This is a genomic window from Gelatiniphilus marinus (assembly GCF_042684345.1).
Taxonomy (GTDB): Bacteria; Bacteroidota; Bacteroidia; order Flavobacteriales; family Flavobacteriaceae; genus Gelatiniphilus; species Gelatiniphilus marinus.
The window spans coordinates 398,105-420,512 of the sequence record NZ_JBHULK010000003.1; the positions used below are offsets into that span (position 1 = coordinate 398,105).

Here is a 22,408-nt window from a genome sequence, read left to right on the forward strand (position 1 = left end):
ACCTCATAAAATAGTGTTAAGGCAAACACGATTTAAAGATGAGACAGGTATTAGAATAAAAAAAATATGTAGGTTTGCCGACTACAGATTTTTAGATATATGACATTCGATTTAAAAACGAAAGACCCCAAAAGTAAAGCCAGAGCCGGAAAAATAACCACAGATCACGGTGTTATAGAAACACCTATTTTTATGCCTGTTGGTACAGTAGCTACAGTAAAAGGCGTGCACCAGCGCGAACTTAAAGACGATATAAACCCAGATATTATACTAGGTAACACCTATCATTTGTATTTACGCCCGCAAACCCACATTCTCGAAAAAGCCGGTGGATTGCACAAGTTTATGAATTGGGACCGGAATATATTAACCGATTCGGGTGGCTATCAAGTGTATTCACTTTCAGCAAACAGAAAAATTAAAGAAGAAGGTGTAAAATTCAAATCTCATATTGATGGCAGTTATCATACATTCACACCAGAAAACGTAATGGAAATACAACGAACCATTGGTGCCGATATTATTATGGCTTTCGATGAGTGTACACCATACCCCTGCGATTACAATTATGCCAAACGAAGCATGCACATGACGCATCGTTGGTTGGACCGCTGTATTAATCATTTAGAAAAAACACCTTTAAAATACGGTTACAATCAAGCCTTTTTCCCAATAGTACAAGGCAGTACGTATAAAGACTTGCGCCAGCAATCGGCAGAATATATTGCCAATGCAGGAGCTGTTGGCAATGCCATTGGTGGATTATCGGTGGGCGAGCCAGCCGAAGAAATGTATGCCATGACCGAGGTTGTAACCCATATTCTACCCGAAGATAAACCACGCTATTTAATGGGCGTAGGGACACCAATCAATATTTTAGAAAATATTGCGTTAGGTGTAGATATGTTCGATTGCGTAATGCCAACACGTAATGCCAGAAACGGCATGTTGTTTACGGCAAATGGTACTATTAACATTAAAAATTTAAAATGGGCAGACGATTTTTCGCCCATAGACAAGATGGGAATTACATTTGTAGATACCCAATACACCAAAGCCTACCTTAGGCATTTGTTTACCGTAAACGAATTGTTGGGCAAACAAATAGCGACCATCCATAATTTAGGATTTTATTTATGGTTGGTTCGCGAAGCAAGAAAACATATATTAGCAGGAGATTTTAGGGTTTGGAAAGATAACATGGTAAAACAAATGGATAATCGTTTGTAAAAGATTTTAAAGAAGAAAAGATAGAACAGAGAAGAAATAGATAGTATTTACGAGTCTTTTTCTAATAGCTCTTTTCTGTTTTCTTAAAATAAATATGAAATTGAATTGAAAATACTAGACTGGTACATATTAAAGCGCTATTTATTTACATTTTTTATGATGCTACTCTTGTTTATTCCCATAGGAATAACAGTACATCTTGCCGAAAAAATAGGAAAAATACTAGAAAACGAAGTGCCTTTTGCAGAGGTTATGTGGTACCTGTTGGATTTCACAATTTATTTCGCCCATTTATTATTTCCGTTGTTTTTATTCTTGTCTGTAATTTGGTTTACCTCAAAACTGGCCAACAATACAGAAATCATTGCTTTTTTAAGCTCGGGCGTATCCTTTTCAAGATTTTTAAAACCCTATTTAATCGGTGCATTTATTGTCGCTGTTTTAGCCCTGGTACTGGGCTTGTATTTAGCGCCCAAAGCTAGCGAGGGCTTTAATGATTTTAGCTATAAATATTTAAAAAAAGGCAGAAAAGTTGCCGAAAACAGAGATGTGTTTAGGCAAATTAACGACAACGATTTTATTTACGTAAACAGTTTCGATTTAAAAAACAAACAAGGGCACTTTTTTACCTTAGAGCACATTAAAGACAACAAACTTGTTTACAAAATAAACGCCAGCACCATAAAATACAATCCAGAAGATAGCACATATCAATTACGTAATTATGTAAAACGAACTATTGGCGAATTTGAAGATATTATTGAAAGCGCACCAAAAAAAGACACGGTATTTCCTTTCGATACTGAAGATTTAACTCCAGAGATTTACATCGCAGAAACCCTGCCTTATAGCGAGTTAAAAGATTTTATAGACAAAGAGGAAAAACGCGGCTCTTCAAATATAGGGCGCTATCAATTAGTGCTTTACAGAAAATGGAGCTTGCCCGTTTCGGTATTTATTTTAACCATAATAGCAGTTGCCGTTTCGTCTATAAAGAGGCGCGGTGGCATGGGCGTTAATTTAGCTGTGGGCATTTGTATTGCCATGGTTTTTGTATTTTTCGATAAAATATTTGGTGTTATGGCAGAACAGTCTAATTTCCCGCCAATTATTGCGGTGTGGTTTCCTAACGTCATTTTCGGTATTTTAGCTTTATATCTTTTACGTAATGCCAAACGCTAAACTCAAAAACCAATTACACCTTCATTTTTTAGTGTTTATTGCAGGTTTTACAGCCATTTTAGGAGAGTTTATTACAATTAGCGCCATTCCTTTGGTTTGGTTTAGAATGGTTATGGCCTCTATTTTAATGCTTGCGTATGTTAAAATAGCCAAAGTAAAATTAAGCATACCGCCAAAATCCATTTTAAAGCTCTCGGTGGCTGGGGTTATTATCGCATTGCATTGGATTACTTTTTTCGCAGCTATTGATGCATCAAACATATCAATAACACTGGCCATGTTTTCAACGGGTGTTTTTTTTGCCTCTTTTATAGAGCCCATAGTCTATAAACGTTCTATAATTTGGTACGAAATTGTTTTTGGTATAATGGTAATAATTGGTGTTTTTATAATAACACAAAGCGAATTTAAATATATAATTGGCATCGTTCTGGGCATATCGTCTGCATTCCTGTCATCATTGTTCGCCGTACTTAACGGTAGTTTTTTAAAACAACATACGGCAACCGTTATTTCTTTTTACGAGTTTTTAAGTGGTGTGTTATTTATATCTGTTTACCTGTTCTTTTTTGGCCCAGGATTTTCGGCAGATTTCTTTAAGCTTAGTGTACAAGATTTTGGCTATCTTTTTATTTTAGCATCCGTTTGTACGGCCTATGCCTTTATTGCCTCGGTTTATGTTATGAAGCACATTAGCCCTTATACCGTGGTGTTAACCTATAATCTAGAACCTATTTATGGAATTTTGATGGCTTTCCTGCTCTTTCCTGAAAAAGAAAAAATGACATCAAATTTTTATTATGGTGCCCTTGTAATCATTGCAACCGTAATGCTAAATGGCCTAGTAAAAAACATAAGAACTTTAAAATGAAAACGTTCTTAACAGCATTACAAAATTAAAGTTTTATATTTACTCAAACCATACCATTTTGATAATTAGGATTTCCTGAAATTAAAATGTTATTTCGTTTTGTTTGTAATTTTAAAACAAAATAAAATATGTAATTTTGCAACCTAACCAAGATTAAAAGTCCAAATACAAAATTCTTATGGAATACCTAGAATTTGAATTACCAATAAAAGAGCTAGAAGACCAATTGTTAAAATGTAGGGTAATTGGCGAAGAGAGTGAAGTTGATGTTACTGAAACCTGCACGCAAATAGAAAAAAAACTTACAGAAGTAAAAAAAAACATCTATAAAAACCTAACGCCATGGCAGCGTGTACAATTATCGCGCCACCCAAATAGGCCCTATACCATGGACTATATAAACGCCATTTGCGGCAATACCTTTTTAGAGCTCCACGGCGACAGAAGCTTTAAAGACGATAAAGCCATGATTGGAGGATTGGGTAAAATTGGCGATCAAAGCTTTATGTTTATCGGCCAGCAAAAAGGCTACAATACAAAAACCAGGCAGTACCGTAATTTTGGAATGGCAAACCCAGAAGGTTACCGCAAAGCCTTGCGCTTAATGAAATCTGCCGAAAAATTCGGAATTCCGGTAGTAACCCTTTTAGATACACCCGGAGCTTACCCCGGTTTAGAAGCCGAAGAGCGCGGACAAGGCGAAGCTATTGCAAGAAATATTTTAGAGATGACACGCTTAAAAGTGCCCATTATTACCATAGTTGTTGGAGAAGGCGCATCTGGAGGCGCATTAGGTATTGGCGTAGGAGATAAGGTTTTAATGCTAGAAAACACCTGGTATTCTGTTATCTCTCCAGAATCCTGCTCGTCTATACTTTGGCGCAGTTGGGAATACAAAGAACAAGCCGCAGAAGCCCTAAAACTTACGGCAACCGATATGAAAAAATTAAAGCTAGTGGACGAAATTATTAAAGAGCCCCTTGGAGGTGCACATCGCGATAGGGAAAAAACATTTTCAACCGTTAGCAGTACCATTTTAAAAACTTTTGAATCGCTTAAAAACTTATCACCAATAGATCTTGTGTCCCAGCGTATGGATAAATATATGCAAATGGGCGTTTACAAAGGCTAAGCCTTTTAAATTAGCATTACAGTAAAATCTGAAGTCCCGTACTTCAGATTTTTTTTATGGTTATCGACAATATTTATAAGTTATTAACAGTTAAATTGTTAACTAAAGGTTAACAATCAAGATTCGTTTTTCATAGCAAAACACATACAATTTAATTACTTTCGTAGTCATGAAACAGCCTAACCAAATCCAAGGATACAAAGTAGATAAAAGCACCATCATTAGTCTTGAAAAAGGAAAGATACCACCACAAGCCATTGATTTAGAAGAAGTTGTGTTGGGTGCGATGATGATTGACAAAAAAGGAGTTGACGAGGTTATCGATATTTTAAGCCCTGAAGCTTTTTACAAAGAAGCGCATCAGCATATATTTGAAGCTATTTTTCATTTGTTCGAAAACAGCGAACCAGTCGATTTATTAACCGTATCAACACAGTTAAAGAAAAATTCCAAGCTGGAATTGTCTGGCGGCGATTTTTACCTTATTTCCCTAACTCAAAAAGTATCCTCTTCAGCACATATCGAGTTTCATGCACGCATCATATTACAGAAATTCATACAACGCAGTTTAATAAAAATCTCAAGCGAAATTATTGAAGATTCTTATGATGAAACCAAAGATGTTTTCGATTTATTGGATAAAGCCGAGGCTAAACTATACGAAGTTACCCAAGGCAACATAAAAAAATCTAGTGAAACCGCACAAGATTTAGTTATTCAAGCCAAAAAGAAAATTGAAGAAATTTCGAATAAAGAAGGATTAAGCGGTATTCCAACCGGGTTTAACAAACTCGATAAATTAACATCGGGTTGGCAACCATCCGATTTAATTATTGTGGCGGCACGTCCGGGTATGGGTAAAACCGCCTTAACCTTGTCTATGGCTCGAAATATAGCCGTTGATCAAAATATACCTGTTGCTTTCTTTTCTTTGGAAATGGCTTCGGTACAATTAATTACCCGTTTAATTTCTAGTGAAACAGGATTGTCTTCAGAGAAACTTCGAACCGGAAAACTGGAAAAGCACGAGTGGGAACAGCTTAACGTAAAAGTAAAAGGCTTGGAAAAAGCACCGCTTTTTATAGACGATACCCCATCGTTGTCCATTTTCGATTTACGTGCCAAAGCACGCCGTTTATCATCGCAACACGGTATAAAATTAATTATGATTGATTACTTGCAATTAATGACCGGTGGCAGCAGCCATGGCGGAAATAGGGAACAGGAAATCTCGATGATTTCAAGAAACTTGAAAGCCTTGGCCAAAGAGCTTAACGTGCCCGTAATAGCCTTGTCGCAGTTATCGCGTGCCGTAGAGACCCGTGGTGGCAGCAAGCGGCCATTGCTATCGGATTTACGTGAATCGGGTGCCATTGAGCAAGATGCCGATATTGTATCGTTTATTTACAGGCCCGAATATTATAAAATTGACGAGTGGGATGATGATGAGCGTTCGCCAACCGAGGGGCAAGCCGAATTTATTGTTGCAAAACACCGTAATGGTGGTTTGGAGAACATACGATTAAAATTTATTGGCCATTTAGGTAAATTCGATAATTTAGATGATTTTGATTCGCCTTTCGAGTTTCATTCAAAAATGAATGCTGCGGCTAACGACGACACGTTTAATACCGATAATTTTAAAGCAAGCCCAGATCAAGCATTTGGTAGTTCGTTTAATGAGGATGACCAAACTGATGTGCCTTTTTAAGCACTAATCTTCTGTTAAATCATTTTCAAAGGCACAATTTTTAATTATCTTTCGGTAAAAATAATTGAGTTTTTGTCATTTCGAAGAAGGAACGGCTGAGAAATCTCATAACAATTGTCTCACATTGAAAAAGATAGCTTCATTTATATTTATAGTTTTATTTTCTGCGCAAGCATTTGCCTCTTACATCCTCATTCCTATGGATGCCGAGGGCCAAAAAAATCATTTAAAAGCTTATGGCATAACCTATTGGACGCTAAATAAACAATTAAAAATAAAATGGCTGCTTAATTATCGTGGCGGTTCGTTTTTATTACCCGATACCGAAGAAATTCAACGAGAATGCCAAATACGGGGTGTCTCGTTTGAAGTGATTTCCAATTCAAAAGCAGAAACTATTTTAGAATATATTAGCAGCCCAAGTAAAAACATGGAAGCCGTAGTTTTAGAAAAAGCCCCTAAAATAGCCGTTTACACGCCTTATGGCAAACAACCCTGGGACGATGCCGTAACCATGGTGTTGCAATATGCAGAGATTCCTTATGAGACCGTTTACGACGAAGCGGTTTTAAACGATGGTTTATTGCTGTTCGATTGGTTGCACTTGCACCACGAAGATTTTACGGGGCAGTTTGGTAAGTTTTACGGAGCTTACAGAGCTGCAAATTGGTATATTCAAGAAAAAAAGGATGCCGAAGCTTTGGCTGCAAAATTGGGTTACAATAAGGTTGCTGAGGCTAAACTTGATGTGGCCTTGAAAATTAGGGATTACGTTATTGGTGGCGGTTTTATGTTTGCCATGTGTAGCGCGACCGATAGTTTTGATATCGCTTTATCGGCCGAAGGTATCGATATTTGCGAACCCATGTTTGATGGTGATGGCAGTACACCCGGTTACCAAAATAAAATAGATTACAATAAAACCTTTGCTTTTACAAATTTTACCCTGGAAACCAACCCTAAAGTTTATGAGTTTTCTTCGATAGATATGACCAGGAAACGTAATATACTTAAAACAACCGATTATTTTTCGCTGATGGAATTTTCGGCCAAATGGGATCCCATACCAACGATGTTGTGCCAAAACCATACCGCTTTGGTAAAAGGTTTTATGGGGCAAACCACGGCTTTTACCAGAGACGAAATAAAATCGAATGTATTGGTAATGGGCGAAAACAAAAGCAATGGCGAGGCAAAATATATTCATGGTATAAAAGGCAAAGGGTTTTTTACGTTTTATGGCGGGCACGACCCCGAAGATTACCAGCACCGGGTAGGCGACCCAAAAACCGAATTGGATTTGCACCCAACCTCACCGGGGTATCGATTGATTTTGAATAATGTGCTGTTTCCGGCGGCAAGAAAGAAAAAACAGAAAACTTAATTTAATCTTGCCCCATTTTTTTACTGTTAAAACATTATTAGTAATACCTTATTTTCACCCAAACTTCGGCATCATTTTTTTTGACTTCAGAAACAAAGGCTTTTGAGCTTGGTCGCCAACCTTCTTTGTTTTTTGTGGAATTGAAATTAGCCCTACTATACGTAATTCTGTTAGTAGATTTTACCATCTTGATGATATCGTTCTCTTTTGGTTTTGTATTCTCTATTGAAGCTATTTGGTCCACTTTTTCCTTTCCGCGTCTCCAAATAATTTTCGCTATTTGACCTTTGGTTGGTTGAGTATAGGGGCCATTTTCGGTTTCGTTGCCAACATACAACCATCCGGTTTCACCGATTGATCCTGATTTTTTAATATTAGATATGGCAGAATTCATATCAAGCGAATCACGTTTGATTCCCCAAATATTTGTCAGGTATTCTATATAGTCTTCAACAGAATTTGCCTTTTCAATATGATTCCAATATTGTTCTGGTTGTAGGCTGTTTTTTAAAGCTAAATATGTGGATTCTAACTCTTTGTGAGTATTGTCTAGTTTTTTATAAGTTGAATCTAATTCAATATATGTTTCAGATTGTTTAATTTCTAATTCTGTAACTTTTTTGCCCATAAAATTTGCAAATAAAAAGAAAGCTATAAGAATTACTACAATTATGTAATAAGCTAAACGATTACGTTTATCCTTTTTTTCAATTTCCTTAATTTTATCATCGATACGTTTCATTCTTTTTGTGATTTAAATTTTTATATAATTATAAAACTCGGTGTTAAACTTTTCAATTTCAGTATCCGATAATTTATTCATAACACGTGTTAAACGCTCTCGTTTTAGTTTTAATAGCTCCATTAAATCTATATTCCGTTCTCTTTTTTTAATAGCTCCAAAGGGATTAATGGATAATAAATTTAAAGCCAAACTTCCTATTGCGACAATCCAAAAAGGTACTGTAATAAAATCTGTTAGGCTTAAAAACGCAAATGTAATAAGGCTTAAAACTCCAACAATAATTATCATCTTCCAGCTTTTCTTAATGCCTTTTTCGTGCATTTTACAGGCCCGATTTATTTCATCTTCTGAAACTAATAAATCTTCAAGATCAACCTCCGTTTTAATGGCTTTTCCTGTAGATTCTTCTGTTGTATTTGCAATAATTTTTGCAGGAGCTTCAGACACACCAATAAGTTTGAGTACTTTTTTAAGATTTGCCGAGGCTTTTTCTTTTAACCCGAGAAAAGACAAAATATCATGTATCGCTTTATCCGGGTTGTTGGTTAAATCTGCATATTGCCTACGTTGCCAGCGCATTGGTAATTTACATTCTTCAATTAGGATAGGGACCATTTTCTTTTTGGTATTAATGGCAATGGAAACCTCGTCTTGAACATTGGGCGACTCGACCGATGTTGGTGATAAAATAAGCATTAAGGTTCCTGATTTTTCTAAGGCTTCCTCGATGGCATCGTCCCAGTTTTCACCGAGACCTATACCCAGTTGGTCTATCCAAACGTTTACGCCCAAGCTTTGCAATTCTTTAACAAGTCCGATAGCGAAGGGTCTATCTTTACTTGAGTAGCTTACAAAAATAGTTTCTGCACTCATGTTGTTAGTTTTTAGTTGGTTAGGATTAATTAAGGAGATGTTAATATAGTCATTTTTTGATTAGATTATTAGTTTTTTAATAAGGATTCACTTTATTACAATGGTAACCAGTTGTTTATACTGCTAATTGATTCTGAAAGTTATTTTGTAAAAAGTTGAGATTAACTTAATAATTGCACTTTTAAAAAATTTGTAAATTCATCATCATCTTTATTTGTTAAGGCAACATATCCAGCGTACGCATTGGTATGCATTGACACTTTTTCCCTAATGGCAATATTTGTTGAAGCTTTGATGTAAAATGCTTTGGCGCGCTCTAAATTTCCTAAATACATGTTTGCTTCGGCAACGGTGGCATATTTCCAAAGATTATCATCGCAATGCTCCGTGGCTTCCAATGCTTGATTTGCGTATTTTTTCATTTCCGATTTTCCGGTTTCCGGGTCGGTTACAATACTTAAAAAAGCCAAATTGATGGCGTGATAATATATTTGGGAATAGGCTTCATTTTCAACCGAAATCTCCAAGGCTTTACTATAATAATTACGAGATAGTTGACTGGATTTATACGAATAGGTTTTTAAATAGTCGCGTTTATGCCTTCCGGCGATTATTCCCATTAAATCCGTATTGTTTTTTGCCATGGGGTGATGGTTTAAAATCTCATAAACTTCGTCTTTACGTTCAAGCCCTTCCAACGCAAAAATGAGTTGGGTTAAACCTCTTTTATCAAGATCATCTTTATTCGGCAGCAGCTTTTTAACTACGGCATCATACTTGCCCAAGGTTAAATTTATTTCTTCTTTATTGGTATATTGATTAAAGAATTTACTTCCTGTTAAGCTGTTTAAAATTAAAGCGTAGGCATCGTCTTTTTCGCTGTCCGGTTTTACTATTTGTAAATGTTTGCCATCTACAATTTCGCAATATTCTTGACTAAAGGGTTTGTGGCAAGAATCGATTGAAACATATTCATCTTCTGATGAAGCCGCTACCTTTAGTTTAAAAGGATACGCATTGTTGAAGGTGTCTTTCCATTGGTTGCGAAGCGATGTTATGTAATCGCCTTTACTACTCAATTCGCTATACTTTTTGTTCCATTGTTTGGCAAGCACTTCTGGAGCAATGCCGTTACTGGGCGTGCCGAACATAATGAGATGCGAAATTCTATTTCTATGGTCTTCGTCCAGTCCTAAAATGGCTTTTTGCGCAACTAATCCGCCCAAACTGTGCGCAACGATTGCTATGCGATTGTAATTTTTGAATTTATATTTTATGGATGTTTTTAAGAAACCGGCGATTTTATCTACGTCAAGAATAGCGCCCCAAATATCTTTTCCCAGTTTTGGCTGTACAACAGGCGAATACCCCAGGGGTTTCATGGCCCAACCATCAAAATTGGAATCGGCTTGCAACATTTTTGGGATATTGCCAAAGGTGTCTTTTGATTCTCCGGAGAAACCGTGTACAAAAAGCAATAGGTTGTTTCCTTCCGATCGTTCCCAAGATTCTAAATTACTGCTTTTAGATGTTATGGGTGGCTCCTGTTGCGCTTGAACCTTAAATTTATTGGTAACGATTTTCTCTTTAAAACTTTTGGGAATATAACTAATAACGAAGTCGCTGTTCATTTGAAGGTTTGCGTAAGGCGTTTGGTCCTTAACAATGTCGCTGCGTTCTTTAAGTGTTTTAATCAACTCAGGAATTCGGGTGAACACATAATTAACGGTTTCCACCATTCTAATGTATTCATCGGCAAAAAAGTGTTTATGCTTAGCGTTTAGTGCCTCAATAAAGGACGTTGTAAGCACGCTGTAATCATCGTTATTATCGCCCCACGATAACTCTTCGGCTTGAGACGAGGCTATAATTACCATGCCTTGTTCGTCATCAATTTCCTGGGCGATGCCTTCTAAGTCTTCAGATTTATGAAGCGTATTTTGTGCTGTGTTTTTTGAAATGGTTTGCGAAATAATATCGTCTTTTCCGTCAAAAAAACCTCCAGAATGGCAACAGTCAAACATAATAATCATTCTTTTTGATTTCATTTGACTGAGTTTCTCCCTTAATTTCTCTCCCAATATTAAGCTTTCACTGGTAGCTCCATAGGGCAATAAGTATGAGCGCCCTTCGTGATAGCCACCATGCCCGGAATAAAACAAAAGTAAAGATGAGTTCTCATCAATTTTGGTTATGTAATTATCAATAGCCGCATTAATGCTTTTGGTTGTGGCTTCTTTATCGAGCAGGAGCGTGATGTTTTCTTCTTTGTAGCCACACAATTCTTGATTGGTTAACACATCAAAAATAGCTTGGGCGTCCCTAAGCACTTGGGTGGTTTTTTGTTCATTGTCCACACCAATAATCAAAGCGTATGCGTTATCTAGTTTTTTCATATTGAATTTACAATGATATTTTGTTGAATAATGTCTTCATTTGAATAACCTGATTAGAAGTAATCTTTGGAGAATTTAAGCCAATATTGTTCAGCTCTATTAGGGTTTTTAACTGACGCGCTTTTTGATTGTTGATGATGTCGTGATCGGCTAAAGTGGTTGTTAATGCAAAATTCGAGGCGCCATTGGTAGCGATTCCTTTTGTAGCTGCCATATTTTTCAGCTTTTCGTTTATGGCATCTTGTAACTCCATCAACTCTTGATATGGGGTTTCGGCATGACTCTTTTTGGGAACTATTTTTGAATCTTTGGGAATAATGCTACCGCCATCTTTTAGTATAATGCTGGAGCCATCTTTTGCGGTTATTTCGGGAGAGCCCAATCCAATTAACTTTGAGGCTTCTTGTAGTTTGTCGTCAATAAAGTTCATTTCAAAACCTTGCGCCCCGGCTTTAATTGAACCTAAGCTACCAATAACTTTTCCTATATGTTCTCTAAAAAAAAGTAATCCCGCCAATACGGTTAATGGCCAAATAATAACGTCTAGTAAATTTATTAATTCTTGCATGGCTTTTTTTTGGTTAGTATTATATGGTTTTGTTTTTCCAAAAATTCATTATTTGATTAATGAATTCTGGCGTGTTTTTAATGGTTTTAAAATGATAATCGTGTTGAAACGTGGTTGGTGTGTAATTAAACCCTTGGGCCACAGATTTTTTTAGAAATTCTATGGCTTTGTCTTTATCGCCCATTGATGCATGGTACTGCGCCCAACCGTAATCGATAGCCCCAAACTGATAATTGGTTCTTAAGCCGTTTAGTTTTTCAATATGAGTTTTGGCAGCTTCAGAGTGGCCGTTTTTAAAATAACTTATGGCCAACAATACCAAATATTCAATATTATGGGGTTCAGTTTCGTGTAGCGATTTATATAAATCTTCAGCATTTGTATAATCACCTTTATAATAATAGGCCTTGGCGAGATTGGGTTTAGCGGTAGTTGCGTTGCTGTTTGAAATAACTTTATTAAAATAGGTATCTGCTTCAGATTTTTGATTGGCATTTAAAAACTGCATTCCGGTAAATACATTTAAATAATCCATATCTTCATTAGACGCCGTTAAAGCATAGTGCGACAGGTATTTTTCAAGCTCAATAATTTTACCGGATTTCACATAGGCACTAAGTAACGGACGCTTTAAATAATTGGCCTCAATAATGTTTGTAGCGGGTGCTAATATTTTTATAACGTTGTTGTAATTACCAAGTTCAACGTCGGCAAGTCCTTTTACATAATATCTAAAGCCGCAGCGTGTACAATTGTCTAAAACCATGTCTTCCATGGGGATTTCATTGTATATGGCGTCAACCTCTTCAGGCCTATTAACATATTGCAGGGCAATGGTCATGGTGGTTTGGTTGGTGTTCATATCCAAAGAAGCCACATCATATTCTTTTTTAATAGCGCGATAGGTTTTATCGTTTTTTCCGCTAATAATAGATTCGTAGAAAAGCATCCAGTTTTTTTGTCTTGCGTTTAATGTTGAATTTGTTGCAACGGTTTTTATTAGTGAATCTGTAATTGAAAACAAACCTTTATTGTAATAGTAAGCCATAAGATGGGTTTTTGGTTCGAAAAAATCCAAATCGTTTTTAATGGCTTTGTTTAAATATTCCAAGTGGATTTTGTCATTTTCAATATTATCCAACGCATTTATTAAATACTGATAGGCTACATAATTAGGAGGTGTTTCTTCGTAATATGAAGCTACCTGATTATTGTTTTTCTTTATATAACCAGACTCATCTTGTCGGTCTTCGGTCGATAAATACCCGAGAACATCTTGTTTTAATTTTTCTGCACAATCCAACGGTGCATTGGGGTCGCACTTAATGGTTTCAAAAGAGATTAGTGTTTTGTCAACCAAACCATCTTTTATGGAACCTTGCAAGAACAGCGTATCTTTTTCCATGTAAAAAGTGCCTTCAATAACCTTACCTGGTTTTAGGTAGTTTTTTAGAAGATTGTTTAGGTCTATTGATTTTCCGGCTTGAGATTTTATAATACTGGTATAATCGCTAACAATTTTAGATGAAATCACCTGGCCAACTTCATTTTCGGTAATGCCGTGGCTAATATACCTCGCTGCTATTCTGCCCACATTGTCTAAATCTGTATTGCCTGTTGTGTTTTCAAAATCCAAAACAGCAATTTTATCGTTTCCCTTTAATTTCTTCAATGAAATTTTTTCCCCAAAATTATTTTTAAAAATCAGGGTAATAGCAATACCAGAAAGCAAGCCAATAACAAACAAAGACGAAAAGTACATTTTTTGAAATGCACTTTTGTTATATGGTGTAGTAGGATCCTCGGTTTGTTGTATTTCATGTTTAAGGAGCCTAAACTTCCAAACATAGTAAATATAAATCGGGAACCCAAACAGCAAAATAACGATGAGATAGGTAACACTTTTTTCGGGAAGTCCGAGGGGCGAAGTTATAAGTGCTAACACTTGCAATACTACCCAGCTCGATACTATATATATAGAAAGCATTTTAAAAACTCCCTTTTTATGGCACTCTTTAACGAAACCTTTTAGGTTCATTTTTCAGTTGATTAATTGAAGAGGTTAAGAGTAAATGGGATTAATAGCTTGCTAAAGTTACATTTTTTCACTAATATAGAGCATAATTAACTTTAAAAAATATATTATGGCAAGCAATGAAAACCCTGATACTATACATCCAAAGGACGGAAGCAGTATTAAACCAAAAGACGGTAGCAGCATTATACCAAAAGATGGAAGTAGTATTAAACCAAAAGATGGAAGCAGTATTAAACCAAAAGACGGTAGCAGTATCATCCCAAAAGATAATAACCATTAAACCTCACTGGTTATTTTTGAAACAGATACTATTCAATGATTAAATCTTGCCCTATATTTTAAGCAATTGAAAGCATAAAAAAACCGAGACAAAAATAGACTCGGTTTTTTTATTGGACTAAAAACAGCTAATTTTTACACAACCAAAAATTACTATTTGCGATATAAAAATGAAGTAAATTTTTAAATTGATTAATTAACCAACTCAATGGTTCTTTGAAAAGTATAAACAAACCCGTCAGCACCCGTCCCAGAAGACATAATGTTCTGGTTAATTGTTAATAAGTTGCCCGAAACCAAGAAATTGCCAAATTCGTTATCATTTATACTAAGGTAGGTTTTGCCATCAATTTCTATAACATCAAAATCGTAAGTACCAGAATCTAAGCCGTCTTCGGCAGCTTGGTCATCATTATTGTTTTCAACAACGAGTTTTTTAGTCTCGTCGTTAAAAGCCCAAACAACAGTATTTAGGTTAAAGGTTTTATCTACCCCTGCAACGCCACCGGTTACGTTAACCAAGTGCCATAAATATTTTACGTTTTGCGGATCTACATTTACTTCGTTGCTTGAACAATTTGAGAACATAAAAAAACAACTTAAAACTATCCATACAGACTTAATCATATTCATATTTAAAAATTTACGGTTATATAATATAGATGTAAAAAACCAAAAAAGGTTGCGTGGTATTGCATACAAATCCTAAAATTTATACCCTGAATAAATTGTATGGTTTTGGTTTCGAATACTTAACTTTGTTTACACAACCACACTAATTTTAATTTTTAGCAATTATGAGGTGTTTTAGTCCGCTACTGATTTGTTTGTTTTTTGTAATGCTTTCTTGCAACAATAAAACACCAGAAAAAATAGGCGTTATTCCGCAACCCAACTTTATCGAATATAAAAAAGGAACATTTATAATTACCGAAAAAACCGTAATTGTTGTAGATGCTTCTTATGAGGCAAAACAAGTTTCAGATATGTTGCAGTCTTTTTTTGATAAAAACTTCAATATAAAACTAACTACCTCTACCAAAATTAAAGATAATGCCATACAATTAAAAATAGCCGAAGATGTTTACAGTAAGGAAGGGTATCAACTTAAGGTAACTAAAAATGGCGTGTCAATAACCGGCAAAACCTACCAAGGCATATTCTATGGTGTACAAACCTTAAAGCAATTGCTTAGCCCAAAAGCAATAGTTAAAACGCCAACACTTAATTTTATTAGCATTAATGATGCGCCCGAATTTGGTTGGCGTGGTATGATGTTGGACGTGTCGCGGCATTTTTTCCCTAAAGATTCTGTTAAAAAAGTAATCGATATCCTAGCCATGCATAAAATGAATAAATTCCATTGGCATTTGGTTGATGGCATTGGTTGGCGAATCCAAATTGATAAGTATCCCGAATTAACCAAAAAAGGTGCATGGAGAAAAGTAAAAGAAAACAAAAAACCGTGGGAAGATTTTGAGGCAACTTATAAGGATACCAAAGCTGAGGTATACGGCGGATTTTATACCAAAGCCGATATTAAAGAGGTAGTGGAATACGCAGCCAAACGGTATATTGATGTGATTCCTGAAATTGAAATGCCCGGGCATTCTGAAGCGGCACTGCAATGTTATCCAGAATTTAGTTGTGATGGCGAAGGTACATCCGGGGTATATTGCGCCGGTAACGATGGGTCTTTTGAGTTTTTACAGAATATAATTACCGAGGTTGTGCCACTATTTCCAAGCGAATATCTTCATATTGGTGGCGACGAGGTTGGAAAACAATATTGGTTAAATTGTAAAAAATGCCAAAAAAGAATGCATGATGAAAATCTTGGAAATGCCGAAGAATTACAAAGCTATTTTGTAAAACGTATGGAAAAATTCATCCATTCAAAAAACAAAAAACTTATTGGATGGGACGAAATACTGGAAGGCGGCTTGCCAGAAAGGGCAACGGTTATGTCGTGGCGCGGTTTTGAAGGCGGTATAGAAGCCGCCAATGCGGGGCACGATGTAATTATGTCGCCCGGGTCGCCTTTGTATTTTGACCACAATCAAGGCAAAAGCGAATTTGAGCCACCATCGTGGGGCGGCTATAATAATTTGTTGAAGGTTTACAGTTTTAATCCCGTACCAAATGCTGTAGCAGCAAATAAAAGGCATCATATCCTTGGAGGACAGGCCAACTTGTGGACCGAGCAAATAAAAACGTTAAACCACGCACAATATATGATGTTGCCCCGACTTAGTGCATTGTCTGAAGCACTTTGGACAAAACCTAACCAGAAAAATAAAGATGTGTTTATTAAAAAAATAGATGTTCAATTTGATAGATTTAAAGAACTCAATTACAATTTTGCAGGCAGTTCATTATCGCCAGATTATCAGGTAACTTATAACAGATCTACTAATGAGTTTACACTAGAATTAAAAAACGAATTGGGTAAAAACGATATTAGATATACTTTAAACGGTAATAAGCCAACAATAAACTCCAAAGCATATACAGCTCCAATAAATTACGCAAAACCTATAAATTTATATGCCCAAACCTTTAGAAATGGCGAGCCTATTGGCTTTCCTTTAAAAAAAATATTTTCCACCGGATTTGGTGATAAATGTAAGGTTGCCTATTCCAATCCCTATAACAAAAGTTACAGCGGTGGAGGCGATAGGGCGTTAATTAATAATAAGTTTGCAAACCCAAGAGGCGACGATCCCAACTGGCAGGGTGTACAAAAAAAGGACTTTGAAGTAATTATCGACTTGGGAGAAGTTAATGCAACATCTTATATTGGTATTAACTTTTTTCAACATATAGGGGCTACTTCAGTTATGTTGCCAACTCAAGTGGTTGTTGGTATTTCGGAAGATGGTAAAACCTATCAAACCGTTTTGGATGAAACTTTGGAAACCATAAAGGACAGAGACCCTATTATAAAAAGAATAGAAGCTGAATTTGAAAAGCAAGACGTTTCCTTTATTAAAATTTCGGCAAAAAACAGAGGTCAATTACCAGAATGGCATATTCGAAACGGTGATGCTTGGGTATTTGTTGATGAGGTTACGGTAAAATAAAACATCAAATTTCTATGAATTTTTTCCAGAAAGAAATACAGTTAAAAGCACAATCCAGAGGGTTTCATTTGATTACGGATGCTGTTTTACAAGCGATCCCAGAAATTAAATCCATTAAAATAGGGCAGATGCAAGTGTTTATTAAACATACCTCGGCGAGCTTGACCATAAATGAAAATGCCGATTATACGGTGAGAACCGATTTTGAAAGTCATTTCAATAAAATGATTCCTGAAAATGCAGCATATTACCAGCATACTTACGAGGGTCCTGACGATATGCCAGCACATATTAAAGCATCGGTTTTAGGTGCATCGGTTGAGATGCCAATTACAAACGGAAAACTAAATTTAGGGATTTGGCAAGGTATTTATTTGTGCGAGCATAGAAATTATGGGGGGTCTAGAAACCTTATAATAACAGCTTATGGCGTGTAGGTTTAATAAGAGTTTAATTTTTTGTTTTCTGCTTTTGCGTTAAGCAATTTTTGCAGAATATGTTCTACACCAAAGTCATCATTACTCTTAGTTTCAAAACGCGCAGTTTGCTTAACATCGTCCCGTGCATTTTGCATTGCGAAGCTAAAATATCCCAACCTTAGCATTTCTAAATCGTTATTGTAATCGCCAAAAACCATGGTTTCTTCTAAAGAGATATTGTAAAGCTCCTGCAAATGTTGTAGGGCATAGCCCTTATTTGCACAAGCATCCGAAATATCTACCCAGTGCTTTGCAGAAGTTTTTACTTTATATTGGGCTTCTAAGTGTTTAACGTACGGATAAATATGTTTTTCTGAATTTTCTTCATGAAAAAGCGAAACCTTGTAAATCTTTTCATCAATCTCATTGGGGCTTTTAATAAGCTGATAGCTGGGGTAATATTCTGTTAAAATGTCTAATAATGGTTTTGATGTTCTTGTTACAAAGGCTTTGGATTTTCCACAGAATACAGGATAAGCGTTTTGTAAAGAATCAATTAATGTAGTTATTCCCAACAACATTTTTTGTTGTAATGGCGTAGATAATATAGTTTTATCCCTTTTTGAAACCAGCCCGCCGTTTTCCGAAACGATTATAATATCGTTTTTTATGGCGTCCAGTTTTTTAGCTATACTATAATGGGGTCTTCCGCTTGCGGCCACAAATATAATGCCTTGGTTTACCATTTTCTTGAATAGCTTATAAAACGTATCGCTAACTTGGTGATTGGAGTTTAGTAGGGTGCCGTCCATATCGGTAACTACAAGTTTAACTTCAGATAGATTCATGTAAAGAATGGTTTAAATGGTTTGCTAAAATAGTAATCTTGCCCTAGAGTGCCGCATTTTAAAAAGTGAATTGTCCCCAAAAAAAATCCGGTTCAATTAAGAACCGGATTTTTATTAAGCGAATAATATGTTTTACAATAGGCGAAACGCCTTATTTTACTTTGTCAATCACAGCTTTAAAAGCCTCAGGGTTGTTCATGGCTAAATCTGCTAAAACCTTACGGTTTAATTCAATATCATTAGCTTTTAATTTCCCCATAAATTGAGAGTAAGACAACCCATGTTCTCTGGCTCCGGCGTTTATACGCGTAATCCAAAGTGCACGGAATGTTCTTTTTTTGTTTCTGCGGTCTCTGTACGAGTATTGCATCGCTTTGTCAACCGCGTTTTTGGCTACTGTCCAAACGTTTTTACGACGTCCAAAATAGCCTTTTGCTTGTTTTATTACCTTTTTTCTTCTGGCTCTTTTGGCTACAGAATTTACTGATCTTGGCATAATTTTAATTGTTTTTTGTAGTAGGCGACCTAAAATCGGTACTTCTAACTTCGTACTTCTATCTTCGTACTTGGTTGCCTAACTCCAGGGTTTATAATTTGTTTTAACCGGTTAAGCACCTTGTTACTTTAAGCGCAACATGGTTTTAACATTATCTTCGTCAGCCTTGTGCACTAAAGTGTCATGGGTTAACGCTAGCTTACGCTTTTTGGATTTCTTTGTTAAGATATGACTCTTAAAAGCGTGCTTTCTTTTAATTTTACCAGTACCCGTAAGCTTAAAACGCTTTTTGGCACTAGATTTTGTTTTCATTTTAGGCATTTTTCTCCTTGGTTTTTAATTATTTCGCTTAATTATCTTTAATCTTGATCTTTATATTACAGTATTTTCCTGTTGAATACTTTTATTTGCTTAGCGTAACCGAAGCATTACTTTTTAGGAGCAATGAACATGGTCATTCGTTTGCCTTCCAATCGCGGCATTTGCTCAACTTTTCCAAATTCCTCCAGATCTTGTGCTAAGCGCAATAATAAAATCTGCCCTTGTTCTTTAAATATAATCGATCTTCCTTTAAAGAACACAAAGGCTTTTAACTTTGCACCTTCTTTTAGAAACTTTTCTGCATGTTTCTTTTTAAATTCGTAATCGTGGTCGTCTGTGTTTGGGCCAAAACGAATTTCTTTTATAGTTACTTTTGTGGCCTTAGATTTTAGGGCCTTGTCGCGTTTCTTTTGTTCGTATAGAAACTTTTTGTAGTCCATAACCTTGCACACCGGTGGGTCTGCATTTGGAGAAATCTCAACCAAATCCAACTCTTGTTCGTTTGCTATGCGCAGAGCATCACCTTTGGTATAAATACCAATTTCTACATTGTCTCCTACAAGACGTAGTTTTTGCGCTGTAATCTTAGAGTTAATCTTGTGTTTGTCCTCTTGTGAAACCCTTCTGGGTTGATGTCTTCTTCTAATTGCTATGGCGTTATGGTTTTAAATTAAACTTAATATATTGTTTAAAACGATTTTAGCGTTTTGTTAATATCTTCTTTTATTTTTTTAGTAAAAGCTTCAACGGTTATCATCCCTAAATCTGCTCCTCCGTGCTGTCGTACAGTTATTTTGCCTTCTTGTTCTTCCTGCTCTCCAATAATAACCATGTACGGGTGCTTCTGCAATTCGGCTTCCCTAATTTTCTTTCCTATAGTTTCATTTCTATGATCTACGAGGGCGCGAATTTCGTTATTTTCTAGCAAATTTAAAACTTTTTCAGAGTATTTTTCATATTTCTCGCTAATTGATAATATAATTGTTTGTATTGGCATGAGCCAAAGCGGAAAATTACCGCCTGTATGTTCTAGCAGCAATGCTACAAAACGCTCCATGCTTCCAAAAGGTGCACGATGTATCATTACAGGTCTGTGAGACTCGTTATCGCTGCCTTTGTAGGTTAAGTTAAAGCGCTCTGGTAAGTTGTAATCTACTTGAATGGTACCTAGTTGCCAGCGTCTGCCTAATGCATCCTTCACCATAAAATCTAACTTCGGGCCGTAAAATGCAGCTTCGCCGGTTTCAATTACAAAATCCAATCCTTTGTCTGAAGCTGCATTTATAATGGCTTGTTCTGCTTTTTCCCAATTGGCAACATCACCAATATATTTGTCTGGATTTTCAGGATCCCTTACAGAAACTTGTGCCGTAAAATTTTCAAAGCCTAAAGAACCAAATACGTAAAGCACCAAATCTATAACATCTTTAAACTCTTTGTCCAGTTGTTCTGGAGTGCAAAACAAGTGGGCGTCATCTTGTGTAAACCCGCGTACCCGTGTTAAACCATGTAATTCGCCACTTTGTTCGTACCTGTAAACCGTACCAAATTCAGCGTAACGCTTTGGTAAGTCTTTATAGCTCCATTGCGAACTGTTGTAAATCTCACAGTGGTGCGGGCAATTCATGGGCTTCAATAAAAACTCTTCATCTTCTTTCGGGGTTTTAATTGGCTGAAAACTGTCTTCGCCATATTTTGCATAATGTCCAGAAGTAACATACAGTTCTTTTTGGCCTATATGTGGTGTAACCACCATTTCGTAACCCGCTTTCTTTTGTGCGGCCTTTAAAAAGTTTTCCAAACGCTCACGTAATGCAGCACCTTTTGGTAACCAAAGCGGCAAACCCTGTCCCACTTTTTGCGAGAACGTAAACAACTCTAGCTCTTTACCAAGTTTCCTGTGGTCGCGCTTTTTAGCTTCCTCAAGCATTTGCAAATACTCATTAAGCTCCTTTTGTTTAGGGAACGAAATACCATAAACACGAGTTAACTGGGGCTTGTTTTCATCACCGCGCCAATACGCACCGGCAACACTCAACACCTTAACCGCTTTTATAATGCCCGTGTTTGGTATATGCCCGCCACGACATAAATCAGTAAAGGTGGAATGGTCGCAAAACGTAATCGTGCCATCCTCCAAATTCTCTATCAACTCGGTTTTAAAAGGGTTGTCCTTATACAGCTCCAAAGCATCAGCTTTACTTGCAGCTCGCATTTTAAAATCGTGTTTCCCGCGGGCAATCTCCAACATCTTGTTTTCAATCGCTTTAAAATCCTTTTCAGAAACCGTATGCGCTCCAAAATCCACATCATAATAAAACCCATTCTCAATCGCTGGTCCAATAGTAAGCTTTGCACCAACGTACAACTCCTCAATAGCCTGCGCCAAAACATGAGCAGACGAGTGCCAAAAAGCCGTTTTGCCAGCCTCATCGCGCCATGTATGTAAAACCAAAGCGCCATCGGTGGTTAAAGGCGTTACGGTTTCCACGGTTTCCCCGTTAAAACTAGCCGAAATCACGTTCCGTGCAAATCCTTCACTTATGCTTTTGGCAACATCCATTGGTGTAACGTTATCGTTAAACGTCTTTACGCTGCCATCAGGTAATGTTATATGTATCATTAAAAAAAATTAAATTCAGTTTGCAAAGATACTAGTATAAATAAATCCACACAATACATATATAATATATATACATGAATTTTTTTTTGGGCGTTCCCCTTCGGGTCGGGCTTTCCGTTTCAAGTCCTCGCTGCGCTTCGGGCTATCCACTTCAATCCCTAACGCGCCTTTGCGCCAGGGCCCTTAGCATCCGCCAAGGCCCCTGGCTC

At 36.5% G+C, this 22,408-nt stretch carries 20 protein-coding genes; 9 read left to right on the forward strand and 11 right to left on the reverse strand.

The window, feature by feature from the left end:
• The first annotated feature begins 99 nt into the window (after window positions 1-99).
• The 6 genes from tgt to ACFSQS_RS10630 all read left to right on the forward strand — a co-directional run bounded on the left by tgt (window position 100) and on the right by ACFSQS_RS10630 (window position 7,510).
• Window positions 100-1,230 (forward strand): tRNA guanosine(34) transglycosylase Tgt, encoded by a 1,131-nt coding sequence (gene tgt, locus ACFSQS_RS10605; RefSeq protein ID WP_388018241.1) that lies wholly within the window; start codon window positions 100-102, stop codon window positions 1,228-1,230.
• A gap of 105 nt (window positions 1,231-1,335) precedes the next feature.
• Complete coding sequence (locus ACFSQS_RS10610) at window positions 1,336-2,412, forward strand: LptF/LptG family permease (RefSeq protein ID WP_388018244.1); 1,077 nt, start codon at window positions 1,336-1,338, stop codon at window positions 2,410-2,412.
• Complete coding sequence (locus ACFSQS_RS10615) at window positions 2,399-3,283, forward strand: DMT family transporter (protein ID WP_388018247.1); 885 nt, start codon at window positions 2,399-2,401, stop codon at window positions 3,281-3,283. The genes ACFSQS_RS10610 and ACFSQS_RS10615 overlap by 14 nt, the downstream gene beginning before the upstream one ends.
• A gap of 178 nt (window positions 3,284-3,461) precedes the next feature.
• The gene (locus ACFSQS_RS10620) at window positions 3,462-4,415 is read left to right on the forward strand and encodes an acetyl-CoA carboxylase carboxyltransferase subunit alpha (RefSeq protein WP_388018250.1); all 954 of its coding nucleotides are present in this window, start codon (window positions 3,462-3,464) and stop codon (window positions 4,413-4,415) included.
• 169 nt (window positions 4,416-4,584) lie between these two features.
• Window positions 4,585-6,126 (forward strand): replicative DNA helicase, encoded by a 1,542-nt coding sequence (gene dnaB, locus ACFSQS_RS10625; RefSeq protein WP_388018253.1) that lies wholly within the window; start codon window positions 4,585-4,587, stop codon window positions 6,124-6,126.
• 199 nt (window positions 6,127-6,325) lie between these two features.
• Window positions 6,326-7,510: an asparagine synthetase B gene (locus ACFSQS_RS10630; protein WP_388018308.1), complete on the forward strand. Its 1,185-nt coding sequence runs from the start codon at window positions 6,326-6,328 to the stop codon at window positions 7,508-7,510.
• Window positions 7,511-7,547: 37 nt separating this feature from the next.
• On the opposite strand, the gene ACFSQS_RS10635 is transcribed toward ACFSQS_RS10630, so the two are convergent.
• From ACFSQS_RS10635 to ACFSQS_RS10655, 5 genes are all read right to left on the reverse strand, one after another.
• Entirely contained in the window at window positions 7,548-8,252 is a 705-nt protein-coding gene (locus ACFSQS_RS10635) for a hypothetical protein (RefSeq protein WP_388018256.1), read from the reverse strand.
• 12 nt (window positions 8,253-8,264) lie between these two features.
• Complete coding sequence (locus ACFSQS_RS10640; protein ID WP_388018259.1) at window positions 8,265-9,128, reverse strand: toll/interleukin-1 receptor domain-containing protein; 864 nt, start codon at window positions 9,126-9,128, stop codon at window positions 8,265-8,267.
• Between the two features lie 161 nt (window positions 9,129-9,289).
• The gene (locus ACFSQS_RS10645) at window positions 9,290-11,524 is read right to left on the reverse strand and encodes a caspase family protein (protein ID WP_388018262.1); all 2,235 of its coding nucleotides are present in this window, start codon (window positions 11,522-11,524) and stop codon (window positions 9,290-9,292) included.
• A gap of 7 nt (window positions 11,525-11,531) precedes the next feature.
• The gene (locus tag ACFSQS_RS10650) at window positions 11,532-12,092 is read right to left on the reverse strand and encodes a hypothetical protein (protein ID WP_388018265.1); all 561 of its coding nucleotides are present in this window, start codon (window positions 12,090-12,092) and stop codon (window positions 11,532-11,534) included.
• Window positions 12,093-12,111: 19 nt separating this feature from the next.
• Entirely contained in the window at window positions 12,112-14,130 is a 2,019-nt protein-coding gene (locus tag ACFSQS_RS10655) for a tetratricopeptide repeat protein (RefSeq protein WP_388018268.1), read from the reverse strand.
• A gap of 106 nt (window positions 14,131-14,236) precedes the next feature.
• Here ACFSQS_RS10655 and ACFSQS_RS10660 point away from each other — a divergent pair, with 106 nt between their 5' ends.
• Window positions 14,237-14,410, forward strand: a complete 174-nt coding sequence (locus ACFSQS_RS10660) for a hypothetical protein (protein ID WP_388018271.1) — start codon at window positions 14,237-14,239, stop codon at window positions 14,408-14,410.
• A 191-nt stretch (window positions 14,411-14,601) separates the two neighbouring features.
• On the opposite strand, the gene ACFSQS_RS10665 is transcribed toward ACFSQS_RS10660, so the two are convergent.
• Window positions 14,602-14,997, reverse strand: coding sequence for a hypothetical protein (locus ACFSQS_RS10665; RefSeq protein WP_388018274.1), 396 nt, complete (start codon window positions 14,995-14,997; stop codon window positions 14,602-14,604).
• A gap of 209 nt (window positions 14,998-15,206) precedes the next feature.
• Between ACFSQS_RS10665 and ACFSQS_RS10670 the strand changes: the two genes are divergently transcribed.
• Both ACFSQS_RS10670 and ACFSQS_RS10675 read left to right on the forward strand, forming a co-directional pair.
• On the forward strand, window positions 15,207-17,492 hold the full coding sequence (locus ACFSQS_RS10670) for a beta-N-acetylhexosaminidase (RefSeq protein WP_388018277.1): 2,286 nt from the start codon (window positions 15,207-15,209) through the stop codon (window positions 17,490-17,492).
• 14 nt (window positions 17,493-17,506) lie between these two features.
• A complete protein-coding gene (locus ACFSQS_RS10675; protein ID WP_388018280.1) occupies window positions 17,507-17,929 on the forward strand; it encodes a secondary thiamine-phosphate synthase enzyme YjbQ in 423 nt (140 codons plus the stop codon).
• Window positions 17,930-17,931: 2 nt separating this feature from the next.
• Here ACFSQS_RS10675 and ACFSQS_RS10680 read toward each other — a convergent pair whose 3' ends face one another.
• The 5 genes from ACFSQS_RS10680 to thrS all read right to left on the reverse strand — a co-directional run bounded on the left by ACFSQS_RS10680 (window position 17,932) and on the right by thrS (window position 22,199).
• On the reverse strand, window positions 17,932-18,759 hold the full coding sequence (locus tag ACFSQS_RS10680; RefSeq protein ID WP_388018282.1) for an HAD family hydrolase: 828 nt from the start codon (window positions 18,757-18,759) through the stop codon (window positions 17,932-17,934).
• A 151-nt stretch (window positions 18,760-18,910) separates the two neighbouring features.
• The gene (rplT, locus tag ACFSQS_RS10685) at window positions 18,911-19,255 is read right to left on the reverse strand and encodes a 50S ribosomal protein L20 (RefSeq protein WP_388018284.1); all 345 of its coding nucleotides are present in this window, start codon (window positions 19,253-19,255) and stop codon (window positions 18,911-18,913) included.
• Window positions 19,256-19,378: 123 nt separating this feature from the next.
• The gene (gene rpmI, locus ACFSQS_RS10690; RefSeq protein ID WP_139698285.1) at window positions 19,379-19,576 is read right to left on the reverse strand and encodes a 50S ribosomal protein L35; all 198 of its coding nucleotides are present in this window, start codon (window positions 19,574-19,576) and stop codon (window positions 19,379-19,381) included.
• Window positions 19,577-19,683: 107 nt separating this feature from the next.
• Entirely contained in the window at window positions 19,684-20,229 is a 546-nt protein-coding gene (gene infC, locus ACFSQS_RS10695) for a translation initiation factor IF-3 (RefSeq protein WP_388018311.1), read from the reverse strand.
• A gap of 35 nt (window positions 20,230-20,264) precedes the next feature.
• Window positions 20,265-22,199, reverse strand: coding sequence for a threonine--tRNA ligase (gene thrS / locus ACFSQS_RS10700; protein WP_388018287.1), 1,935 nt, complete (start codon window positions 22,197-22,199; stop codon window positions 20,265-20,267).
• Window positions 22,200-22,408 lie beyond the last annotated feature (209 nt).

Coding starts and splice junctions, on each gene's coding strand:
- tgt (WP_388018241.1), top strand. CDS start 100: ATGACATTCGATTTAAAAACGAAAGACCCCAAAAGTAAAGCCAGAGCC.
- ACFSQS_RS10615 (WP_388018247.1), top strand. CDS start 2,399: ATGCCAAACGCTAAACTCAAAAACCAATTACACCTTCATTTTTTAGTG.
- ACFSQS_RS10620 (WP_388018250.1), top strand. CDS start 3,462: ATGGAATACCTAGAATTTGAATTACCAATAAAAGAGCTAGAAGACCAA.
- dnaB (WP_388018253.1), top strand. CDS start 4,585: ATGAAACAGCCTAACCAAATCCAAGGATACAAAGTAGATAAAAGCACC.
- ACFSQS_RS10630 (WP_388018308.1), top strand. CDS start 6,326: ATGGATGCCGAGGGCCAAAAAAATCATTTAAAAGCTTATGGCATAACC.
- ACFSQS_RS10635 (WP_388018256.1), bottom strand. CDS start 8,252: ATGAAACGTATCGATGATAAAATTAAGGAAATTGAAAAAAAGGATAAA.
- ACFSQS_RS10640 (WP_388018259.1), bottom strand. CDS start 9,128: ATGAGTGCAGAAACTATTTTTGTAAGCTACTCAAGTAAAGATAGACCC.
- ACFSQS_RS10645 (WP_388018262.1), bottom strand. CDS start 11,524: ATGAAAAAACTAGATAACGCATACGCTTTGATTATTGGTGTGGACAAT.
- ACFSQS_RS10650 (WP_388018265.1), bottom strand. CDS start 12,092: ATGCAAGAATTAATAAATTTACTAGACGTTATTATTTGGCCATTAACC.
- ACFSQS_RS10655 (WP_388018268.1), bottom strand. CDS start 14,130: ATGAACCTAAAAGGTTTCGTTAAAGAGTGCCATAAAAAGGGAGTTTTT.
- ACFSQS_RS10660 (WP_388018271.1), top strand. CDS start 14,237: ATGGCAAGCAATGAAAACCCTGATACTATACATCCAAAGGACGGAAGC.
- ACFSQS_RS10665 (WP_388018274.1), bottom strand. CDS start 14,997: ATGTTCTCAAATTGTTCAAGCAACGAAGTAAATGTAGATCCGCAAAAC.
- ACFSQS_RS10670 (WP_388018277.1), top strand. CDS start 15,207: ATGAGGTGTTTTAGTCCGCTACTGATTTGTTTGTTTTTTGTAATGCTT.
- ACFSQS_RS10675 (WP_388018280.1), top strand. CDS start 17,507: ATGAATTTTTTCCAGAAAGAAATACAGTTAAAAGCACAATCCAGAGGG.
- ACFSQS_RS10680 (WP_388018282.1), bottom strand. CDS start 18,759: ATGAATCTATCTGAAGTTAAACTTGTAGTTACCGATATGGACGGCACC.
- rplT (WP_388018284.1), bottom strand. CDS start 19,255: ATGCCAAGATCAGTAAATTCTGTAGCCAAAAGAGCCAGAAGAAAAAAG.
- rpmI (WP_139698285.1), bottom strand. CDS start 19,576: ATGCCTAAAATGAAAACAAAATCTAGTGCCAAAAAGCGTTTTAAGCTT.
- thrS (WP_388018287.1), bottom strand. CDS start 22,199: ATGATACATATAACATTACCTGATGGCAGCGTAAAGACGTTTAACGAT.